Annotated in this window: 14 protein-coding genes; 8 read left to right on the top strand and 6 right to left on the bottom strand. The window is 38.0% G+C overall.

Annotated features, from left to right (window positions below; genetic code table 11):
- Positions 1 to 88 precede the first annotated feature (88 nt).
- The 5 genes from L0B53_RS13195 (at position 89) to L0B53_RS13175 (ending at position 7810) form a co-directional block, all read left to right on the top strand.
- Positions 89 to 1237 carry a hypothetical protein gene (locus tag L0B53_RS13195; protein WP_235060074.1) on the top strand — a complete coding sequence of 383 codons (1149 nt, stop codon included), beginning with the start codon at positions 89 to 91 and terminating at the stop codon, positions 1235 to 1237.
- A 74-nt stretch (positions 1238 to 1311) separates the two neighbouring features.
- Positions 1312 to 3573: a 2-oxoacid:acceptor oxidoreductase family protein gene (locus L0B53_RS13190; protein WP_235060073.1), complete on the top strand. Its 2262-nt coding sequence runs from the start codon at positions 1312 to 1314 to the stop codon at positions 3571 to 3573.
- A 462-nt stretch (positions 3574 to 4035) separates the two neighbouring features.
- Complete coding sequence (locus L0B53_RS13185) at positions 4036 to 4431, top strand: DUF2061 domain-containing protein (protein ID WP_235060072.1); 396 nt, start codon at positions 4036 to 4038, stop codon at positions 4429 to 4431.
- A 121-nt stretch (positions 4432 to 4552) separates the two neighbouring features.
- Positions 4553 to 5980 (top strand): amidohydrolase, encoded by a 1428-nt coding sequence (locus L0B53_RS13180; protein WP_235060071.1) that lies wholly within the window; start codon positions 4553 to 4555, stop codon positions 5978 to 5980.
- Positions 5981 to 6559: 579 nt separating this feature from the next.
- Positions 6560 to 7810 (top strand): AGE family epimerase/isomerase, encoded by a 1251-nt coding sequence (locus L0B53_RS13175; protein WP_235060070.1) that lies wholly within the window; start codon positions 6560 to 6562, stop codon positions 7808 to 7810.
- Positions 7811 to 8256: 446 nt separating this feature from the next.
- On the opposite strand, the gene L0B53_RS13170 is transcribed toward L0B53_RS13175, so the two are convergent.
- From L0B53_RS13170 to L0B53_RS13155, 4 genes are all read right to left on the bottom strand, one after another.
- Positions 8257 to 8874: a LysE family translocator gene (locus L0B53_RS13170; RefSeq protein ID WP_235060069.1), complete on the bottom strand. Its 618-nt coding sequence runs from the start codon at positions 8872 to 8874 to the stop codon at positions 8257 to 8259.
- A 103-nt stretch (positions 8875 to 8977) separates the two neighbouring features.
- Positions 8978 to 10063 carry a saccharopine dehydrogenase gene (locus L0B53_RS13165; protein ID WP_235060068.1) on the bottom strand — a complete coding sequence of 362 codons (1086 nt, stop codon included), beginning with the start codon at positions 10061 to 10063 and terminating at the stop codon, positions 8978 to 8980.
- Positions 10038 to 11600: a Na+/H+ antiporter NhaC family protein gene (locus L0B53_RS13160; protein WP_235060067.1), complete on the bottom strand. Its 1563-nt coding sequence runs from the start codon at positions 11598 to 11600 to the stop codon at positions 10038 to 10040. The genes L0B53_RS13165 and L0B53_RS13160 overlap by 26 nt, the downstream gene beginning before the upstream one ends.
- 607 nt (positions 11601 to 12207) lie before the next feature.
- On the bottom strand, positions 12208 to 15018 hold the full coding sequence (locus L0B53_RS13155; RefSeq protein ID WP_235060066.1) for an FAD-binding and (Fe-S)-binding domain-containing protein: 2811 nt from the start codon (positions 15016 to 15018) through the stop codon (positions 12208 to 12210).
- Between the two features lie 521 nt (positions 15019 to 15539).
- Here L0B53_RS13155 and L0B53_RS13150 point away from each other — a divergent pair.
- From L0B53_RS13150 to L0B53_RS13140, 3 genes are all read left to right on the top strand, one after another.
- Positions 15540 to 16793: an aromatic amino acid transport family protein gene (locus L0B53_RS13150; protein ID WP_235060065.1), complete on the top strand. Its 1254-nt coding sequence runs from the start codon at positions 15540 to 15542 to the stop codon at positions 16791 to 16793.
- Positions 16794 to 16897: 104 nt separating this feature from the next.
- Entirely contained in the window at positions 16898 to 18259 is a 1362-nt protein-coding gene (locus L0B53_RS13145) for an L-serine ammonia-lyase (protein WP_235060064.1), read from the top strand.
- Between the two features lie 222 nt (positions 18260 to 18481).
- Positions 18482 to 19651, top strand: a complete 1170-nt coding sequence (locus L0B53_RS13140) for an anhydro-N-acetylmuramic acid kinase (protein ID WP_235060063.1) — start codon at positions 18482 to 18484, stop codon at positions 19649 to 19651.
- A 53-nt stretch (positions 19652 to 19704) separates the two neighbouring features.
- On the opposite strand, the gene L0B53_RS13135 is transcribed toward L0B53_RS13140, so the two are convergent.
- Both L0B53_RS13135 and L0B53_RS13130 read right to left on the bottom strand, forming a co-directional pair.
- Positions 19705 to 20052 (bottom strand): hypothetical protein, encoded by a 348-nt coding sequence (locus tag L0B53_RS13135; protein ID WP_235060062.1) that lies wholly within the window; start codon positions 20050 to 20052, stop codon positions 19705 to 19707.
- Between the two features lie 236 nt (positions 20053 to 20288).
- On the bottom strand, positions 20289 to 22004 hold the full coding sequence (locus L0B53_RS13130) for an amidohydrolase (protein ID WP_235060061.1): 1716 nt from the start codon (positions 22002 to 22004) through the stop codon (positions 20289 to 20291).
- Between the last annotated feature and the right edge of the window lie 26 nt (positions 22005 to 22030).

Here is a 22030-nt window from a genome sequence, read left to right as displayed (position 1 = left end):
TCAATTTTAACTTTCAATTTAGATACACTATTTCTTAATTAGAGTAGATTATAATCGTAAAAATAATCTTGAAGATAAAGGTAAAGAGATGATTGTAATTGATGGTAACCAAGCGGTAGCAAATATTGCTTATAAAAATAGTGATATGATTGCGATGTACCCAATAACACCAAGTTCACCAATGGCTGAACACTCTGAGTTTTGGGCTGCCAAAGAGACACCAAACTTATTAGATGACATTCCTAATATTGTTGAGATGCAATCTGAAGCTGGCGCTATTGCAACCGTCCATGGTGCTGCAATGGCAGGCTCTCAAGCAACGACATTTACCTCCTCTCAGGGATTATTATTAATGATCCCGACTTTATATAAGCTGGCTGGAGAGTTAACCCCTTTCGTTCTTCATGTTGCTGCTCGAACGGTTGCGTCTCATGCGCTATCAATATTTTGTGACCACTCTGATATTATGGCGGTTCGTCAAACAGGTTGTGCCATTTTAAGTGCTGATTCTGTTCAACAAGCACAAGATTTTGCTTTTATCTCTCATTTGGCAACGTTTAAAAGTCGTCTTCCATTTATCCATTTTTTTGATGGCTTCCAAACCTCTCATGAATTACAAACCATTGAGTTATTACCTGATTCAACAATGAGTGAAATGCTCGATAACGAGGCAATGAATGCATTTAGAGAGCGTGCGTTAACACCTTCTGCACCGACTATTCGTGGAACCAGTGCCAATGCAGATACCTTCTTCCAGTCTCGCGAAGCGGCCAATATTTATTATGACAATTGTGCTGATATTGTTGAAGAGGTGATGAATGAGTTTGCAGAGAAAACTAACCGCTTCTATCAACCATTTAGCTATTTTGGTGCTGAAAATCCAGATTCGGTTATTATTGCGATGGGTTCAAGCTTAACCACCATTAAAGAAACCGTCGAGTATTTAACCGCTCAAGGTGAAAGTGTCGGCGTACTCTCTGTTCACCTTTATCGCCCATTTTCTGCAAAACATTTCCTATCAATTTTACCCAAAAGTGTTAAGAAAATCGCGGTACTTGATCGAACAAAAGAAGCGGGTGCTCATGCAGAGCCTCTCTATTTAGACGTGTTATCTGTGATTAGTGACGCTTATCAAAAAGGTGAATTTGAACAACTTCCCTCATCATCAATGGCCGATATGGTCTATCTTCAAAAGCTTTCACTCCAGGTTGTGTCACCGCTATTTTTGATGAATTAAAAAAACAACGACGTGAGATTAAACATCGTTTTACTAGCGGTATCATTGATGATATCACCCACTTAAGTTTGCCAATGGTTAATTTTGATATCCCAAGCCTGACTCACCAGTCAATTATCTCTGTCGGTCGCGGAAGCGATGGTTCAGTCGGTGCGGCAAAAAGTACCACTAAATTAATTGGTGAAACTACTGGCTTATTTGCACAAGCTAATTTTATTTACGATTCTAAGAAATCAGGGGGAATGACAACCTCTCACATTCGCATCAGTCAGTCACCCATTCAGTCAACCTACCCGATCACTCAGGCAGATTATCTCTCGATTAGTGATATTAATTTTATTGCCAACTTAAAATTAGAAACATTGTTACGACCAAGTTCGGTGATACTGATTAATACTCACCTATCAATCGAAGCATTATGGACGTTGATTCCGACGGTGGTACAAGAGGCTCTAATTAACAACAATAATCCCATGTATTTAATTGATGCTTCCGCAATTGCATACCAAAGTCACCTTGGTAATAAGGTGAATACCATACTGCAAATGTCACTATTAGCCGTTATGGATCAAGTCAATACCGATCAAGCTAAAAAAGCATTACTCGCTGCGATTAATAAAAGCTATGGTAAAAAAGGACAAGCGATTGTTGATAATAATATTGCGGCAGTCAATGCAACATTAGATCAATTAATGCACGTTTCTTTAAAAAACCTAACCGTAATTAATCAACCTGTTACACCATTAATTCCAACAAACGCACCCGACTTTGTCCAAAAAGTCACAGCTAAATTACTTGAAGGAGAAGGTGATTCGTTACCTGTTTCAATGTTCCCCGTTGATGGAAGTTGGCCTACGGATACCGCAAAGTGGGAAAAACGTGATATCGCTTCACACCTTCCAATTTGGGATCAAGACCTCTGTACACAATGTGGTTACTGTACCGTTGTCTGCCCTCATTCTGCGATTCGTGCCAAATATATCGAACCAGAAACCATTGTTGATTGTGAAGATCTATTGACGGTTGATGCAAAAGGTCGAGATAACGCTGGCTTACTCTACTCTTTACAAGTTTCTGTTGATGATTGCACTGGGTGTGAAGTGTGTGTTCAGGCGTGTCCAGCAAAAGATCGTAAAGCGCCTGACCATAAAGCACTGAATATGGTGGCTAAGCCAGATGTTTATGAGACTGAAAAACGTCGTTATCAAGAATTTGAGCCATTACAAGATAGTGATATTGAATCACTACGTCGTATCGATGTGAAGTCAATTCAAACCGTTGATCCCATGTTTGAATTCTCTGGCGCATGCTCGGGTTGTGGTGAAACGGGTTATATCAAACTATTAACTCAAATGTTTGGCGACCACCTGTATATCGCCAATTCCACAGGTTGTTCTTCTATTTATGGCGGCAACCTACCGACAACACCTTATACCAAGAATGAGTTTGGACAAGGACCCGCTTGGGCGAACTCACTGTTTGAAGATAATGCAGAATTTGGTCTCGGATTTAGACTCGCGGCCGATCAAAATCGACGTCGCGCTCTTCGTTTATTAGACAGCCTTGAAAACCAAGAATTAAAACAACAGTTAACTGATATTTATCTTGATGGCGAATACAGCAATGCTGAACAACAACACAAGCTCAGCGAGTTGGCATCGAACTTTAGTGAATATTCATCATTAAAAGAAGAATTTGATCACTTAAGAGAGAAAGCAGTTTGGATTGTCGGTGGTGATGGCTGGGCTTATGATATCGGTTTTGGTGGTGTCGACCACGTATTAAATCAACAAGATAACATCAATATCTTGGTAATGGATACCCAGTGTTACTCGAATACAGGAGGGCAGCACTCAAAAGCATCATTAATGGGAACGTCTTCAAAGTTAGCAACCAATACCAAAATACACCAACAAAAACAGTTAGTTGAAATGTATGTCAATAATCCTGCGGTGTATGTGGCTCAAATTTCCTTGGGTGCCAACATGAATCAAACGATTAAAGCATTAAAAGAAGCTGCTGACTGGAATGGTCCATCCATTGTGGTTGCTTATAGCCCGTGTATTGAGCATGGCTATGAATTATCAAACAGCTTAACACACTCAAAACTGGCCACTGAATCGGGAATTTGGCCGTTATTCAGAACATTGGAAAATGGCTCAATACGTTTAGACAGTAAACAGCCTAAACAACAATCTCTTGAAGAATTAGTGAGAGCAGAACGTCGATTCACGCTATCCAAACAAGATCAAGACCTGTTTCAAAAACAAGTTAATGTATTGTATCAAGCGTGTGAAGAGAACTTCAATCGTTTAACGTTGTCTGTTAATAAGTAATCGCTATCAAGAAAAATGGGGAAATTACCATTTACATTCACTTTTTCAAAAAATCTATTTTGAGACAGTGAATGTGGATGGCGAGCTTCAAATCTATACCCCTCATACTTGAAATCGTTAGGTTGTTGGCTGTCTTCGTTCCCCCAATCATAGAGTACACCTATACTCATGGAGCCTCACTTGCTTACCGCCGACTAGCAACTCCAAATATTTTAGGGCTATCTTTTTTATCTTCTGAAAATTTATCATCTAAGCGTGTCATTAAACCTGATCACTCAACTCTATATCTCATTAATCTCATATCCCTATCCTCATTAAAATAAAGTCTTATCAAATTAAAAGGATAAGGCTCTCATCACATTGAAAGCCAAATAAACCCACGCAAACATTGCAAATGATAATCATTCGCATTATAGTTAAGTTGTATTTAATCTTTAATGGACGACGACGATGATAACGCCAATGAGAAAAACAATTTATTTTGCTCTTTTACACTTTTCTATCGCTACCACTGTTTTATATCTATTAACTGGCGATTTTTTATTAGGCAGTTTAATCGCATTGATTGAGCCAATGATCAACACAGTGGCATTTTATTTTCACGAAAAAGCGTGGATAAGAATTCAAAATCGGTTCCGTTTCTATCAGACAATTAAGACATTAAGTTTCGCTACAGTACACTTCTCGGTTGCTTTCACTGTCGTTTTTTTGTTAACAGGAGATTGGGTAGCCAGCAGCTTAATGGCATTAATAGAGCCGACACTCAATACATTCGCTTACTCGGTTTTAAATTATTATTTAGTGAAGCGTTCAATTACGATCAACTCATCATTTCCTGTTTGTCTACCCGAAAAATGAGTTAAGTCGCCCATATTTACCTATTTTCATTATTTATAATTATTGTTATTTGTTATGATACTGGCTCAATATAATTAGAATTAATTATTAAATTAAACACATAAGTAAATTGGGATTTGAAATGAAAAAAGGACTTGCTGTTATCATCAGTACGCTGCTATTAGGCGGCTGCTCTACCCTTTCAACAAATTATAATGCTGACTTAGTCATAAAAAATGGTCAGATACTTACCATCAACAATGATAAAGAGACCTTTAAAAACGGGGTTGTTGTTATCAAGGACGATAAAATTATTGCGGTTGGTGATCAAGCTCTTCTCAAACAGTATCAAGCTAAAGATGTTATCGACGCAGAAGAAGGCATTGTCATGCCCGGTATGATCAATACTCATAATCATTTACCTATGATTGCATTTCGAGGCCTTGGTGAAGAAGGTATCTCTAACCGTCTTTTTGCCTATTTTTTCCCTTTAGAGAGTGAAAAACTGAGCCGAGAATTGATCTATAACGCGACTCAGCTTGGCGTGGTTGACCTAGCTCAAAGTGGTGTCACTACCTACACCGACATGTATTATCACATGGACGAAATGGCCAAAGCGACAACAGAAATTGGCTTACGTGCCGTATTAGGTGAAACAGTGATTAAATACCCCGTCGTCGATGCAAAAACACCTTACGGCGGGATCGAGTATGCTCAATCATTTATCGAGGAATATAAAGATAGCGATCTAATCACTCCAGCTTATGCGCCACATGCAGTCTACACCGTCAGCAAAGAAAAATTACAAGAGATAAATAAGTTATCAAAGCAGCAAGATGTGCCTGTTCTTATTCATGTTGCAGAATTCCCTCATGAAGAAGAACGTATCAAAGATGAAAACAATGCTAAATCTCCCGTTGATTACTTACACAAAATTGGCGTCCTTGATGAGCGTATGGTATTAGCTCATGGCATTCACCTTTCAGAAGCTGATCAAACGTTAATTAAAAATGCAGATGCCAGCGTCGCTCATAACCCAATGGCAAATGCGAAAGGTGCTACAGGCATTGCACCAGCTTGGAATATGTATCGTGATGATGTCCGTTTAGGTTTAGGCACGGATGGACCAATGAGTTCAAATCAAGTTGATCTTTGGCGCACGCTTTCTTATACCGCAAATATGCAACGACTCAAACATGATGATCGTACAATTATGATCCCTGAACAAGTCATTGAACTGGCAACCATGGGAGGTGCTCGAACGCTACATATGGAAGATCAAATTGGCTCGATTGAAGTCGGTAAAAAAGCGGATATTATCATCGTTGAAACCCAATCGCCAAACATGATGCCAAACTACAACCCATACGCAACTCTTGTCTATCAAGCAAACCCAGGGAATGTAGATACGACTATTGTTAATGGCAAAGTGATTATGCGAGACCGCCAAATGCAAACGATTGACGTAGAAACTGTTCGTGTATCTGCCAAAGCATTTGAACAAGATATTGCCGCTTTTGCTAATGAATTGTCTAAAAAAGCGATCAAATCTAAAAGTTTAATGGATTAAATAAAATACACACTGTCATATTGAGTGGATTATTTCAATTCACTCAATATTTATTAAGTCACATTTAACCTCAACTTTTATTCCTACTTGGCTGTTTTTTAATAATAAATACGTATCTGTACCGAAAACAATTGAAGTGAATAGTCGACGGCAAGCAAATGAGACCCCATGAGTATAGGTGTACGATATGATTAGTGCGAACGAGTACAGCCAACAATCTAGCGAATTCAAGTATGAAGGGTATACTTCTTATATTCATGAAGTTGTAGCTGAGCTACTGGGTTACAACTTCATTTATTATTGAATACCTGCCCACTAAATATACATTTTTTGACACATTCTAAAACGACAATATCAGTATTAACTTTTAGATTTTATTCAATCAGTTAATTTGTTATTTACTCACCTACAAAAAGCAAAATGAACAAATAACAACAAAAAAAATTTATCAATATGACTAAACCCACAAATAGATGTCCATTTTTGTGTGTTTATGTAAGAAATGATACATAGGTAACAGAATTGATATCGTCTTGGTGATAAATTCTTTCTCAATAAATAATAAGAAGGAAGTTACTCATGAAGTGGATCAATACCAAATCTCATAACGCTTGGCTAGATGTTGAAACAGACCGTATTTTTGAATTTGGCCGTAATTCTGTTGTTCCTAATGGTTTCGGTTGGATTGGCAACAATGGCAATGTACGTGAAGAGATGGGAACTCGTCTTTGGATCACGGCACGTATGCTGCATTGTTACTCTTTAGCCGCATTAATGGGACGCCCTGGTGCTTATGATCTTGTAGAGCATGGTATTGCTGCATTAGAAGGTCCACTAAAAGATAATAAACATGGTGGTTGGTACGCGACTATCGATAATGAAGGCGAAGGTATTATCGATGCTTCTAAGCAAGGTTACCAACATTGTTTTGCACTTCTTGGTGCGGCAAGTGCGGTCACGACGGGTCACCCACGTGCTCAAGCTTTATTAGATGAAGCAATCAATGTTTATGAGAATCACTTCTGGGATGCAGAAAAGCAGATGTGTTACGAGTCTTGGGATGAAACATTCTCAGAAACAGAAGACTACCGTGGCGGCAACGCAGCCATGCACTCAGTTGAAGCATTCCTTATCGTTTATGATGTGACGAAAGATAAAAAATGGTTAGATCGTGCGTTGCATATCACTGACTTCATGATCCATAAAACAGCAAAAGGTCTTAACTACCGCGTTAATGAACACTTTGATGCAGATTGGAATACATTACCCGATTATAATAAAGAGACACCAGCGAGCCATTTCCGTGCATACGGCGGTACACCTGGTCACTGGATCGAGTGGGCGCGTCTGATCTGTCACCTACGTGAAACACTAACGTCAATTGGTGCAGAAACGCCAGCATGGTTACTTGAAGATGCGATTGGTCTATTTGATGCAACGGTACGTGATGCATGGTCTGTTGATGGCGCACCTGGTTTTGTTTACTCTGTCGATTGGGATGGTCAGCCTGTTGTACGTGAGCGTATTCGTTGGGCACCAGTAGAAGCGATTGGTACTGCTTATGCGTTATTTACGGTTACCGGTGATAAGAAGTATGAAGAGTATTACCGTACTTGGTGGGATTACTGCCGTACTTACTTAATTGACTATGAAGGTTGTTCTTGGTGGCAAGAGCTTGATGCAAATAACCAAGCGGGAACAAGCAAGGTATGGGATGGTAAGCAGGATATCTACCACCTCATGCACTGTTTAGTTATTCCTCGTTTACCGCTAACTCCTGGACTTGCACCTGCGTTGGCTGAAGGTCAATTAGATAACTTTGTTAAATAACTAAGTAGCTTTAATTAAAAATTAAAAATTAAAAAAGATGATAAATTTGGATTAGCATTCAAATTATCATCTTTTTCAATCCTGATAATCCTATACCAGATAAATACAGAGCCCTGAAGCTCATCTAAATTTTGCAATATATTTACACTCATCACCATCAAGTCGTTCAGAAAATGTCTTAATTAAAACTTACCTATTTCATTCTGAACAAATAATAAACCTCAGAGACTAACGATCACTAGCTGCCAACATTCATGTAGCGTTATACCCTTCATACTTGAAGTCACTAGGCTGTTGGCGGTACTCGTTCGCCCCAATCATATAGCACATTTATACTCATGAGGCCTTACACACTTGCCGCCGACTAGCAACGCCAATTATCTTAAGTATATAACAAAGTATCTCTAAAAATATAATGAATGAAGATACTAAAAATCATTAATCTATTACAAAATATTAAGCCAAATTGAGTTATCAATTAATAACCAACCTGAAACTAGAATTAAGCAACTGCCATAAAAAATATTTAAACCTTTCTGATATGAACTATTTTGGGAAAGTTTAGCAAGTAAAATCCCAACGTGTATCCAGCCTACATGAGCGGAAATATTGAGTAAAAATAGCCATAAAATCAAAACATAAACACCTTGTTCTCCAAATATTTGATTTGCTTCAACACTAAACAAAGTAAACATCATCAGAACAAGTAACCAACCTTTACTATTAAGTAACTGAACAATCACTCCATCACGAAAGCTTAAAGACTCAACCTCACCAATATTAGACGATGGTCTTCTCATCATTTTTATTGCTAAATAAATTAGATAAATTGCACCCAGTAATTGCATCATATTCATAATTTGAGGTTGTGTTTTGACAACTTCACCTAAACCAAAACCAATCACAATCGATTTTATAAAAAAAGTAGCATCAATACCTATCAGTAAGGGCAACGACCGCTTCAAACCGACTTTCGCCCCAGAAGACGCAAAGACGATATTTGCTGGCCCAGGACTAAATACAAGAGGAAACATTGCACTTATCCAGATTAAAAATAAATTCATTCCATTCCTTAATAAAGAAAAAGAGAGAAAAGCTAAATCAATAACTTTTCTCTCTTAAATATAATTATACGTGCATCATTCATAGCTTCGAATGAGCGACAATTTAATGCTGACTCATCGCAACTTCAAAACTGTCCAACCCTCTTCGCCATACTGCAGGAAGTTCTTTATCCTGACAGAATGCCATTAAATGAGGTAACAAGGCTGAAGCAAACTCTTCACTTGATTCTTTAGGTAACAGTGTCGGTAAATGATCAATCGCTTGAACATGAACCGGATAATGTTCACTTCCTTTTGCGGTAACAAAAGGCGAATCCATTTTTGTAATTGCATCATAAACAGCAATAGGATTATTCGTGCTATTTGGATCACAACTGACATCACTAATCACTTTCAAGCGCTGATTTTGTTGCAATAAATCAATATCTATCATGGGTGGAATATTATCTTTAAGATAAACACTGTTGATAAACAGATCATGCTCGAGAATTTCAACAATTGGCTTATTCGCTTGTTGGTACTCTTCACGATCCCAAGCCGTAATATTCGTAATACCCACCGCTTTTAATAGATCATTAGCACCTCGACCACAGCGGCCTAAGGCCCCCATAATCATTACATTCGTTTTGTGCTCAACAGCAGATAATTTTTGTTGGATATCCGTCACAAAAGCCTGTTGATCTAAATAAGGCATCACTTTTGGATAAACAGTGTCCACTCCATTAGCGTCAGCTTGACGATAATGCGCATACCCCAACAACCCTAAGCCAGCCCCCACAAAACCAGCCCAGTAACCAAATGCTGCAATTCGAGCTTGATTTTCATCCACTAAGAATTCAATATCAAAAATTTTGCCACCACCACGTTGGAAACGTGACAGGATTTGTGGCGCTTCATCTTGACCTTTAAAGGCATGGGCAAAATAGATGTGATGATGAGTAATCGCATCATCAGTAACCGGTAACTCTTTTAGGCCAAGAATGACCGTTTCTTTGCCCATCTCAGTCCAAGGACGTTGTGTGACGGTTGCGCCAGCTTGCTGATACAGATCATCATTAAATGCACGTGTTGCAGACGCTTCAACCCAAACCGAAATACCGGCATCAACAAGTTGTTTTGTTCCTAATGGTGTCAATGGAGTACGACACTCGCCTTTTTTAGTTTCAGCTCGCAGATATAGCGTTTTCATGAGTAATACCTCGATTTTTAATTTTAGAATAGAAGAAGTAGAAACTACCAAGTAAAACCGCCATGATGGCCACTGTCATTGTTGAATTGGTTAAAGAGGCAACAATAAAGCCGATAAAACTGAAAAATGCGGTTGTTAACGCATAGGGCATTTGCGTCTCTACATGACTAATATGTGAAACACCCGATGACATTGATGATAAGACGGTTGTATCTGAAATAGGTGAACAGTGATCACCAAACAGTCCTCCACTTAACGCGGCACCAAAACAGATAATAATACTGGCATCAATATGATAAGCAATCGGCGCAACAATTGGGATCAAGATAGCAAACGTTCCCCACGATGAGCCTGTCGCTATTGACAAAAATGCACCAATAATAAAGATTGTACTCGCTAATAACCACGGTGGAAATTGCAGCGCTTTAAGCATCGTAGCAATTACCGCGCCTGTGTCTAACTCTTTTAGAATATCACTTAATGTCCATGCCAAAATTAAGATACAGATAATTGTAATGATATTCCCCATTCCTTTGAAAAACTTTTCAGAAGAGTGAGCCATCGATTGAATCTTGAAATAAGATAGTGTTGCAATCGTAATTAAAGAAGCCAGTGAATATGAGATAGCAAGTGAAGTACGAATTTCAGAACCAACCAATCTTGCTTCACTTGAACCCGGTTCACCTTGGGTAAAGTAGATAAACATCACCAACATAGAGACGAACAACGAGCCAAGGGCAATTGCAATGGTTTTTGCACCAGAATGTGCGACTGCCGAGTAGTTAATTGCAGGATCTTTCTCTGCAACTTTATTGCCACTTTTCGCATTCATCACTTTATCTAAATCTAATTCACCACTATCAGTAACTTTTTGTGCATCTCGCATTTTCCCAAGGTTCACACCAAAAAGAATAATGAAGAAAATGCCGACTAGAGTTAATAGAGGATAGAACTGGAATAGCCACACTTCTTTAAAGAGGGTTAAACCATCTTTTTCTAACCCAACGCTGCTATACGCCTTTTCCATTAATCCCATCGAGTAAACACCCCAACTAATAATCGGGATCAAAACACAAACAGGAGATGATGTAGAATCAATAATTAATGCCAACTTTTCACGACAGATTTTCATTTTGTCATAAATTGGACGATAAATCGGCCCTAGAATGAGCGAGTTTCCTGAATCGGTAAAGAAGATAGCAAGACCAGAAAAGAAAGTGCCAAACTTTAATTTAGCTGGGGTACTGACATATTTAGTAATTACAGAAGAGAACGCAGTCATCGATTTTGAAGATTCTAAAAGATAGACAAAACCAGAAATAATCGTAATCACGATCACGATTTGAGCATTACTGCCATTCAGTTGATTAAAGATCCCCTCTTTATAAACCCCAACCACAGAAGGAACAGGGTCAAAGCCGTGTACAATCAAAGAACCTAATAATACAGCACTAAACAAGGATAATATCACTCGCCTAGTAGTAAACGCTAAAAATAACGCCAGTAGAGAAGGCGCCAAAGGTAAAAAGTAATCCATAACTTCAAATTCCATTTAAACATGTTGTTTTCCAATTGATTAAAATTGCTAACTAAATGAGATCGGTCATCAGATCTATTTCGATTAACTATTCATAATAATTGAATTTATTTTTAATAATTACTTTTACCACATCATTTTTACAATAACAACAAAATAGCATATAAATAACAAAACAAGGTCAATATCGCTGATTAATTAGACGACATGCTATATAATTAACCATAATTCAATCGTTATATCAGCAATTAGTTATATATACCCTTCAAACTTGAAGTCGCTAGGTTGTTGGCTGTATTCGTTCGCCCCAATCATAGAGTACACCTATACTCATGGGGCCTCACTCACTTGCCGCCTACTAGCAACTCCAATTACTTTAGGTATAGTGTATTTGCCTTAAATAACGTTTATTTTCATCCATTACATATACACACTAATTCAAAAAGAAAATTATCAATAATTATTCACTTCAAAAAATAAAGATGTCATTTAAATCTGACAAAAAAATATAAACCCACAACTTATGACTAACTTAAGATCAATAAGCAATGGGTTTATCTAAATCCAAATCTAAAAGCAGTGAATAACACCGCTTAATTTAAGTTGATTATTGACTACACTCGTCAAGAAGATAGGCGATATGGCGATAAGAGATGCCTGAGTGATGAGTTAACCCTAATTCACACATACGGTTAGCGTAGTATCCCTCTTTCACCTCTTTAGGTAACTGCGCTTTGAGTGTCCGAAGAGCATTTGCGTTGATTTCAGGTTGATAAAATCCCTTCTCTCCAGCAAAGCCACAACAAGAAATCCCTTTCGGTCTAAAGATAGAATCCGTACAACGATTCGCAATTTCCATGAGTTTACTCTCCAGATTTAAATGTTGAGCAGAACAACCAATATGCATGGAAATAGCCGTGTTTCTCGGTGTTATCATTAACTTATCTAACAAGTGATCGTGTAAGAATTCAACGGCATCTAATACCACAAGATTTTCACGATGTTTTTTTAACGCACTATGAGTACAAGATGCTGCATCAATCACCACCGGGTAGCGCCCACTTTCCGTTTGGCGTTCAAATTGATCCATTAACTCATCGCGCTTCAAGTCAGCATTAGTAAAGTCACCTTTTGATTCCCAAATCTGGCCACAGCATAGTTTACGTGCATTATCGATCACACGAACCTCATAACCTGCACGTTCCATTAAATTAACCATCACTTCGGGCAGAGCGCGATTATCTTTATCTTTTTTAGTCGCCCCAAAAGTGCGAGTACCACAAGATGGGAAATAAACAACAACCGGTTTATTCTCTCCTGTTACTGATGATTTTGGTACAACGCTTCCTGTTGGGAAGTCAGCGGTCCACGCGGGAACACCACTAGAAACAGAGCGAGCTAATTTCATCAACTGATCGGTTGCATTATCACCTAATACAGAGTGCACTCCTCTGATCGCTTTAAAGCCAACATTGGTTGCTGTATTGACTAAGTTATAATGCTTAGCTTGAAGATCCAACGACTTCTGTTGTACAGGTTTGTTCTCTAATTCAACCTGTTTTAATGTACGAACAAGTTGTCCCGTATTGTTATCGACGGGACAGTGGGTAAAACAAAGCTGGCAACCAACGCAAGTATCAACAACATCATAGTGTGATTCACTGGCGAGTGCCTCTGCTTCACTGTGCAGCCCCTCTTGTTTAAGACGGTTGATTTCACGTAACGTGGTAATACGTTGGCGAGGCGTCATGGTAAATGCGCGCGTTGGACAATTTGATTCACAAAATCCACACTCAATACATTTATCCACCAGCTCATCAACAATTCCTGTTAATTTCATATTTTTCACATGCAATTTAGGATCATTATTTAAAATAACACCCGGATTTAAAATACCCTTAGGATCAAAGATATTTTTAATTTTCTGCATGATTTGATAAGCTTTTTCTCCCCACTCTTGCTCCACAAAAGGGGCTACTGCACGACCTGTTCCATGTTCAGCTTTCATTGAACCATCATATTTATCAATAACGATCGTTGCCACTTCTTGCATAAATTGGTCAAAATTTTCTTGATCGGCTTTTGTATTAAAGCTTGGTGTAATAATAAAATGGAAGTTACCCGCTAGCGCATGTCCATACATACAACCACCGTGGTAGCCATACTTCTCAAACAGTTCAGCAAGATCTTTTGCTGCAGCTGCAAGATGCTCAACTTGGAAAGCAATATCTTCAATAATCACTGAACTACCAAGTGGACGTTCAGCACCGACGATTGGAAAAATACCTGAACGCATAGCCCAGTACGGTGTGTAAACATCAGGATCATCACTAAACTCAGTCGGACGTAATACTGGAATTTGATCGATAGATGCTAGAATCTCTTTCGTTTGTTGTTTAATTTCGACGAGTGCATTACCTCGGGTTTCAATTAATAGTACCGTTGAACCTTCTGGTAATGTATCTAACCAATCGGGCATTCCATCTTTGCCCATCACACCCACAATAGATGGCCAATCCAGTAGTTCTACTGCTGCAACAGGTGTTTTCTTTAAGAATGGTACTGCACTACATGCTAATTCCATTGAATCAAAAACTGCTAGTGCTGTTGCTTTATAAGGCGCGTCTTCAACGGTGTTATAGGTTGCTTCTTCGACAAATGCTAATGTCCCTTCTGAACCGATAATTAAATGGTTTAAGATATCAAAAGGATCGGTAAAGTCGATTAATGCATTAATACTATAACCGGTGGTATTTTTGATTGAGAATTTTTTCGCAATACGAGCCGTAAGTTCAGGATCTGATTTAACGTTTTTAGCTAACGTGACTAATTGAGTCAGTAATTGAGGATGACGTTGTGCAAAATGCAGTTTTGAACGCTCATTTCCGGTATCTAAACGCGATCCATCGGCAAAAATTAATTTTAATGATGCGATGGTTTGATAACTGTTTTGGTGAGTCCCACAACACATACCAGACGCATTGTTAGAGACAATACCCCCGATCATACACGCTTTTAATGTCGCTGGATCTGGGCCAATTTTTTTACCAAATGGTGCAAGTGCTATATTTGCTTCATTGCCAATCACTGCAGGGCCTAATGAAACCATCGATGCATCGTCATTCATCTCAATCTTGCGGAAGCCATCGTAACCTAAACGAGCTAAAATACCTTCACCAATCGCTTGACCAGAAAGACTGGTCCCCGCAGCTCGGAATGTTACCCCTTTTTCAAAACGGTTAGCAACGCGTAACAGCTTTAAAATATCTTCTGGGGAATTCGCTGTAACCACAACTTCAGGCACAATTCGAAAATAACTGGCATCCGTAGACCATGCATAACGGCGAGAGTAGCTGTCTTCTACAGAATTAGCTGGCAAGACACTTTTTAACGTGTTGGCAAGAATTGAATTTGTCATCAAAGCCTCAAATATAAAATATATAGAAATTAAAGATCATATAAGTAGACTTTAAATATGAATAGCAATCTACCTTTCAAACTGTCTGTTTTACCACCGCTATATTAATATATTTTGTTATAAACTCGCACTACTCTTTATAGGTAACCTTACTTTTAATACCGTTATTTCGTTCGAAAATTAACCTAAATTGACTTATTTTCCCCTCGTATAAATAATAACTAAGTTTTCACTCTTATTATCGAGTTTTTATCTTTTAGTCTAAAAAGATAAAAATCATAATTTTAACATTGCAACACCCTTATTCACACACGACAACAAGAAATCAAAACAGAAAATATCGAATTAGTTTTTCTAATACTTAAAATCAGTTCAGCTAGGGCTATTGTGTGACTTAAGCAGCGCTTTTCTTTTAAATTTAATCACTGAACATTTCATGTGACTAAGATCCCATTTTTATACGCAATTAAGTGCAAAAATCCGCACCTGTTAAGTAATCAACCTCAAACGAGAATCAATTTATGAATTCTACAACTTCAACTATTAACTCAACGGCAAAGTCGAGCAAATGGAACTATCAAGATATCACTTGGTGTCTATCATTATTTGGTACCGCTGTCGGTGCTGGTGTTCTTTTCTTACCAATTAAAGCGGGCGCAGGTGGTTTTTGGCCATTAGTTATTCTTGCTCTAATCGCAGCTCCGATGACATGGTTCTCTCATAAATCATTGGCTCGTTTCGTTTTATCCGCTAAAGATAAAAATGCAGATATCACGGATACTGTTGAAGAACATTTTGGAAAAACTGGCGCAAACATTATTACTTTCGCATACTTTTTTGCCATTTATCCAATTGTTTTAATTTACGGTGTAGGTATCACTAACACAGTTGATTCTTTTTTAGTTAACCAGTTCGGTATGGAATCAATTCCTCGTTGGTTATTATCTGGTGGTTTAATTGCACTAATGACAATGGGTGTTCTATTCGGTAAAGAACTGATGCTGAAAGCAACGTCAGCAATGGTATATCCACTTGTCTTTATCCTTTTAGCACTTTCTGTATTCTTAATTCCAGATTGGAACACCTCAATGATGGAAGTTGCACCAGACTGGTCAACAATGCCAAGCGTTATTTGGTTATCAATTCCAATCATTGTGTTCTCATTTAACCACAGCCCAATCATCAGCCAGTTCGCAAAAGAACAACGCCTAAAATATGGTGAGCAAGCAGCAGAAAAAACAGACCGTATTACTGGCGGTGCTGCACTTATGCTGATGGTTTTCGTGATGTTCTTTGTATTCTCTGTTGTATTGTCTTTAAACCCAGCTCAACTTGCTGAAGCAAAAGCTCAAAACATTAGTATTCTTTCTTACTTAGCTAACGTTCATGATTCTGGCGTTATCTCTTACTTGGGTCCTATCGTTGCACTTGCTGCGATTACTTCAAGCTACTTTGGTCATTTCCTTGGTGCTCATGAAGGTCTAACGGGGCTAATTAAATCTCGCTCAGCAATGCCAGTAAGTAAAATTCAGAAAGGTTCATTAATCTTCATCGTTCTTACAACTTGGATTGTTGCTATCATCAACCCAAGCATCCTAGGTATGATTGAGACAATGGGCGCACCAATGATTGCGGCAATCTTGTTCTTACTGCCTATATTTGCAATGAATAAAGTCCCTGCAATGGCGAAACTCAAGACATCTAAACCTGTACAAATCTTTACGGTTCTATGTGGTATCGGCGCAATCACTTCGGTTATTTACGGCGCGCTATAATGACATATTAGTCAGTCAGCTAGTTAAATAAATAAAATAAGAATATTATCCAGCCTCTTAGCTTTCAAAGATGAGTTAAGAGGCTTTATTGATTAGGTAATAAAATGATAAGCGTATTTGATATATATAAAATTGGTGTCGGCCCTTCAAGTTCACACACTGTCGGACCTATGAAAGCAGGCAAACAGTTTATTGATGATCTGCATCATCAAGGACGTTTAACTCAAATAACTAAAATTACTTCAGATATTTATGGTTCACTTTCTCTCACGGGTAAAGGTCACCATACGGATATTGCAACAATTCTTGGTTTAGCTGGAAATACCCCTGAATCTGTTGTGATTGATGAGATCCCCTCAATCATCAAGCGTGTTGAGCAACAACAGAAGCTAGAGATTACTTGCTATCAACACAGTGTTGAGTTTCCCATAGAAGAGGGAGTGAAGTTCCACAACTCTAATCTTTCACTTCATGAAAATGGCATGCAGATCCACGCTTGGATCGATGACCAAGTTGTCTACTCTAAGACTTACTACTCAATCGGTGGTGGTTTTATTGTAGATGAAGAGAATTTTGGTAAAAGTACAACAACTAATGGCGATATCCCCTACCCATTCACCACTGCTGACGAACTTCTAGCTCAATGTCATGAAAGTGGGTTATCAATTAGTACTCTTGTGATGAAAAATGAAGAGTCTGTTAATTGTGGAAAAGAATTAAAACAACGTTTTGCCGCCATTTGGCAGACGATGAATGAATGTTTAGAACGTGGTTTAACCACAGAAGGCGTATTGCCGGGGCCATTAAGAGTCCCTCGTCGCGCACCGACGTTATTCCAACAATTAAAAGCGACCGAACATCAAACCACCGATCCAATGGCAGTTATTGATTGGGTTAATATGTATGCTTTTGCAATCAATGAAGAAAATGCAGCAGGCGGACGTGTTGTTACCGCACCAACTAATGGTGCTTGTGGGATTATTCCTGCGGTATTAGCTTATTACAACAAGTTTATTCACCCTGTTACAGAGCAAGAATATATCCGTTATTTTGCAGCATCAGGCGCCATTGGAACCTTATACAAACGTAATGCTTCCATCTCAGGTGCAGAAGTCGGCTGTCAGGGTGAAGTTGGAGTTGCTTGTTCAATGGCAGCTGCAGGTTTAGCTGAATTAATGGGAGGAAGCCCTGAGCAAGTCTGTATTGCTGCTGAAATCGGGATGGAGCATAACTTAGGCTTAACCTGTGATCCCGTAGCAGGACAAGTGCAAGTTCCATGTATTGAGCGAAATGGTATTGCAGCAGTGAAGGCAATTAACTCATCACGGATGGCGTTACGTCGTACCTCTAGCCCTCGAGTCTCTTTAGATAAAGTGATTGAGACTATGTTAGAGACAGGTAAAGATATGAATGCAAAATACCGTGAAACCTCTCAAGGTGGGTTAGCAATCAAGGTTATCTGCTAACGCTGATAAACTCCTTTAAACGATAATATATTTTTAATACCACTCTCAGTTCTTATTCATTAAGAAAAGCGAGCGGTATTTTTTTATATATCCAAAGCCTTTGGAGTATATACCTTTTATCAAGATCTCCTGTTATAGTTTATTTAGACTTAAAAATAGTTATATTATTGATTTAACAACAGTCAGTTAATAAACGTCGTTAATAAAAGATGGAGATTTGAAATGGATAAACAACTTTATATCGGTATTATGTCTGGAACTAGCATGGATGGTGTTGATTGTGTTTTAACTGAGATCAGTGACCAAAAGCCTGATAAAGAGGTAGAAAAGAACTCAGCTCAAATTACTGACTCTGTCGAAAATGAACAAATAAGACTTATTGCTAATCTAGATTACCCTATGCCAGATGCCCTAAAAGAGCAACTTCTTGCTATTTGTACTGGTCAACCGACAGACTTACCGACAATTGGAAAAATTGACCATTTACTGGGTCAACTTTATGCTGATGCGATTCATGCTTTATTAAAACATTCAGGTTATCAAGCTGCTGATATTACTGCTATAGGTAATCACGGACAGACTGTTTTTCATCAACCGACGGGGCAAACACCATTCACGATTCAACTTGGTGATGCTAACATTATTGCAGCCCAAACAGGCATTACTACCGTAGCCGATTTCAGACGTAAAGATATGGCATTAGGTGGTCAAGGTGCGCCTCTCGTACCTGCATTTCATCAAACACTATTTCAATCTATCGATTCATCTATCGTTGTACTTAATATCGGTGGTATTGCAAATATCTCAGTCCTTCGTCCAAATGAACCCGTCATTGGTTATGACACCGGTGTCGGTAACATGTTATTAGATAGCTGGTGCCAAAAAATCACAGGAAATAGTTTCGATAAAAGCGCGACATTAGCAAAACAAGGTAAGGTTAATCAACAACTTCTAGATTCTTTATTATCTGAATCTTATTTATCACTTCAACCACCCAAAAGTACAGGAAGAGAACTGTTTAATCCAGAATGGTTAGAGACACATTTAAAAACTGGCCATTACTCAGCGCCAGATATTCAAAGAACATTAACAGAATATACTGCTTTGACTATTGCTAATGATGTCAAAAAATATACGTTTGGCGATAAACCTGAATTATTAGTTTGTGGTGGCGGAGCTCATAACCCATTAATTATGCAACGCCTTATTGAACTGTTACCCAATTGGAACGTATTAACAACAGAGGATAAAGGTGTCGATATTGATAATATGGAAGCAATGGCATTTGCTTGGTTAGCTCATCGAAGAATTAATCACCTATCAAGTAACCTTCCTGAGGTGACAGGCGCCAAGAAACTTGCATCATTAGGTGTTATCTACCCTAACGATTAAAAAATAAGCACATCTACAGAGTAGTCATTACATAAATATAGTAAGGATGATGACTACTTAATTAATTTATCTCTATTTTTTAATTTATCATAGATAATAACAGTAAGTGTTATTGTAAAGATGGACAGCAATAAAATAGATTGCATTTCAAACAGTAATGAAAATTTAATACCTAAATAAAGTTCATAGAAATATTTAAGCATTAATACACCACCTAAAACAATAGAAGCGACCAATGATTCAAATATCAGTAGAAGAGATAAACCACTGATAATAACTAGTATTTCAACAACAGCCAAATTCTTTGATAACGGTTGATCACCAAAGTTTGTGATAAATATCATTACAACAATGATAATAGAAGTCAGTAACACTTCCCTTTTTACTATTTTATTACTCATCCTTGTAATACCTATAGATAATATTTAAAATTTCCTTTTTATTATGCACGGTACTAAGCAATTTGTATATTCAATTATTTATAAACAATCAAAAGTGCGACATTTTAAACATCTAACCAAACATTTACTAACAACTCCGCCACATTAAAAGCGCTGGTTTTAGGGGTTGAATTAAATTAATGACATTAAGCCACTTAATAACATAAGCGGCTTAATTATTTCACTTATTATCTTGATCACTTTTTATAAACAGTTATACCTTCTTTTATTGTTTCAAGGACTTTTATATCTTTTATTGATTTTTTATTTACAGTCAAAGGGTTGTTATCTAAAATAACTAAGTCAGCTAATTTTCCAACTTCTAAAGTTCCTTTACTCTCTTCCTCAAAATACTGCCATGCAGCCCAATCAGTTATCGATTTAAGGGCAATATAAGGTGAAACTCGTTGATCTTCGCCTAACACATCTCCTGATCGGGTTGTTCGATTAACGGTTGTGTCTAAAATCATGATCGCATTTGGCGGCAAAACAGGGGCATCATGATGTTCAGTAAATCTCATACCACGTTTTAATGCTGAACCTGTTGGTGAAATTCGCTCTGCTCGTTTTGATCCTAAAACCTCATCTCTATGCCAATCTCCCCAATAGAACGTATGAAGGGAATAAAAAGAAGGAATAATCTCAAGCTCTTTCATTTGATCTAACTGGTCTTCTCTTAACATTTGAGCATGTATCATCACTGAACGACGATCATCACTGCCAAACTTTTCTCCCGCCTTTTTTACCCCTTCAATAATCGCATCTTGAGCCGCATCGCCATTCCCATGAATTAACATTTGCCAATTATTATCAAAAGCAATATCGAAATATTTTTGACGTTCTTCAGGATCTTCAATAGCGGGGTAACCTTTATAATCATCTGGCATACCTTCAGGCACTTTATAATACGGTTCAGTTAACCAAGCTGTTTTTCCTTGAGGTGAACCATCTAGGCTTAACTTTACACCCGCAATTCTGAAATGATTATCATACTCTTTTTGAACACCACTTTCTTTCATGTAATCAAACGCAGCTTGGATATCTGGATAAACAGCGACATCGATAGGAAGCTTGTTATCTTTAGCCAGTTTGCGCCATGTTTCACTATTTTCTGCACTTGCTCTGCCTTCTTGAGCCGTTGTATAACCAAATTGTACATAATTATCGATACCGGCAAGGGCTAGCTGTTCATTCACTTCAACGGGAAACTTCGCCATATAAGGAATAAGTACATTAAAGAGTGCCATCTCTTCCATGACACCATTAGGCGTTACATTGTCATTCTTTCGACGAATTACACCGCCAAGTGGATCTTTAATATTTTTATCATAATTAAACAGGGTCATCGCTTTACTGTTCATTGAACCTAAATGACCAGACTGATGAATGATAATAACAGGTAATTCTGTTGATACTTTGTCGAGATCTTTAGCTGTAGGGTGTCTTTTTTCAGCTAATTGGGAGTCATCATAACCATAGCCAATAATCATCCCAAATTCTTCAACTGTTTTAGGATTATCTATTGTCCATTGCTTTAAAATAGAGATAACCTCAGAGATACTCTTCCCTTCACCATCTGGTGGCGCAAATAAATTAGCAGAAGTGCTTTGGAAACCAGAGTTGAATGCATGACCATGCGCATCAATAAATCCCGGTAATAAGGTTTTGCCTTCTAAATCGATCTGTTCTGTTTTATCATCTACCAAATCAGAAAGTTGCTCCTCCTCGCCGGCAAAGATAATTTTTCCATCTTTAATCGCGATTGTATCTACATAATTTGGGGTATCACCGACCATAGTTAAAATAGTGCCTCCAGAATAAACTTTATCGGCAAAATCTTTTGAATGAGTGTCACAACCTGCAAGCAATACTGAGATACTTATTGCTACAAACGTTAATTTACTTTTATACATCACAACCTCGTTAAATTAATAATTAT

The sequence above is a fragment of the Vibrio sp. SS-MA-C1-2 genome, from assembly GCF_021513135.1.
Taxonomy (GTDB): Bacteria; Pseudomonadota; Gammaproteobacteria; order Enterobacterales; family Vibrionaceae.
The sequence above is the reverse complement of the archived record's forward strand: the minus strand, read 5'-3'. Positions and strand labels throughout refer to the sequence as shown.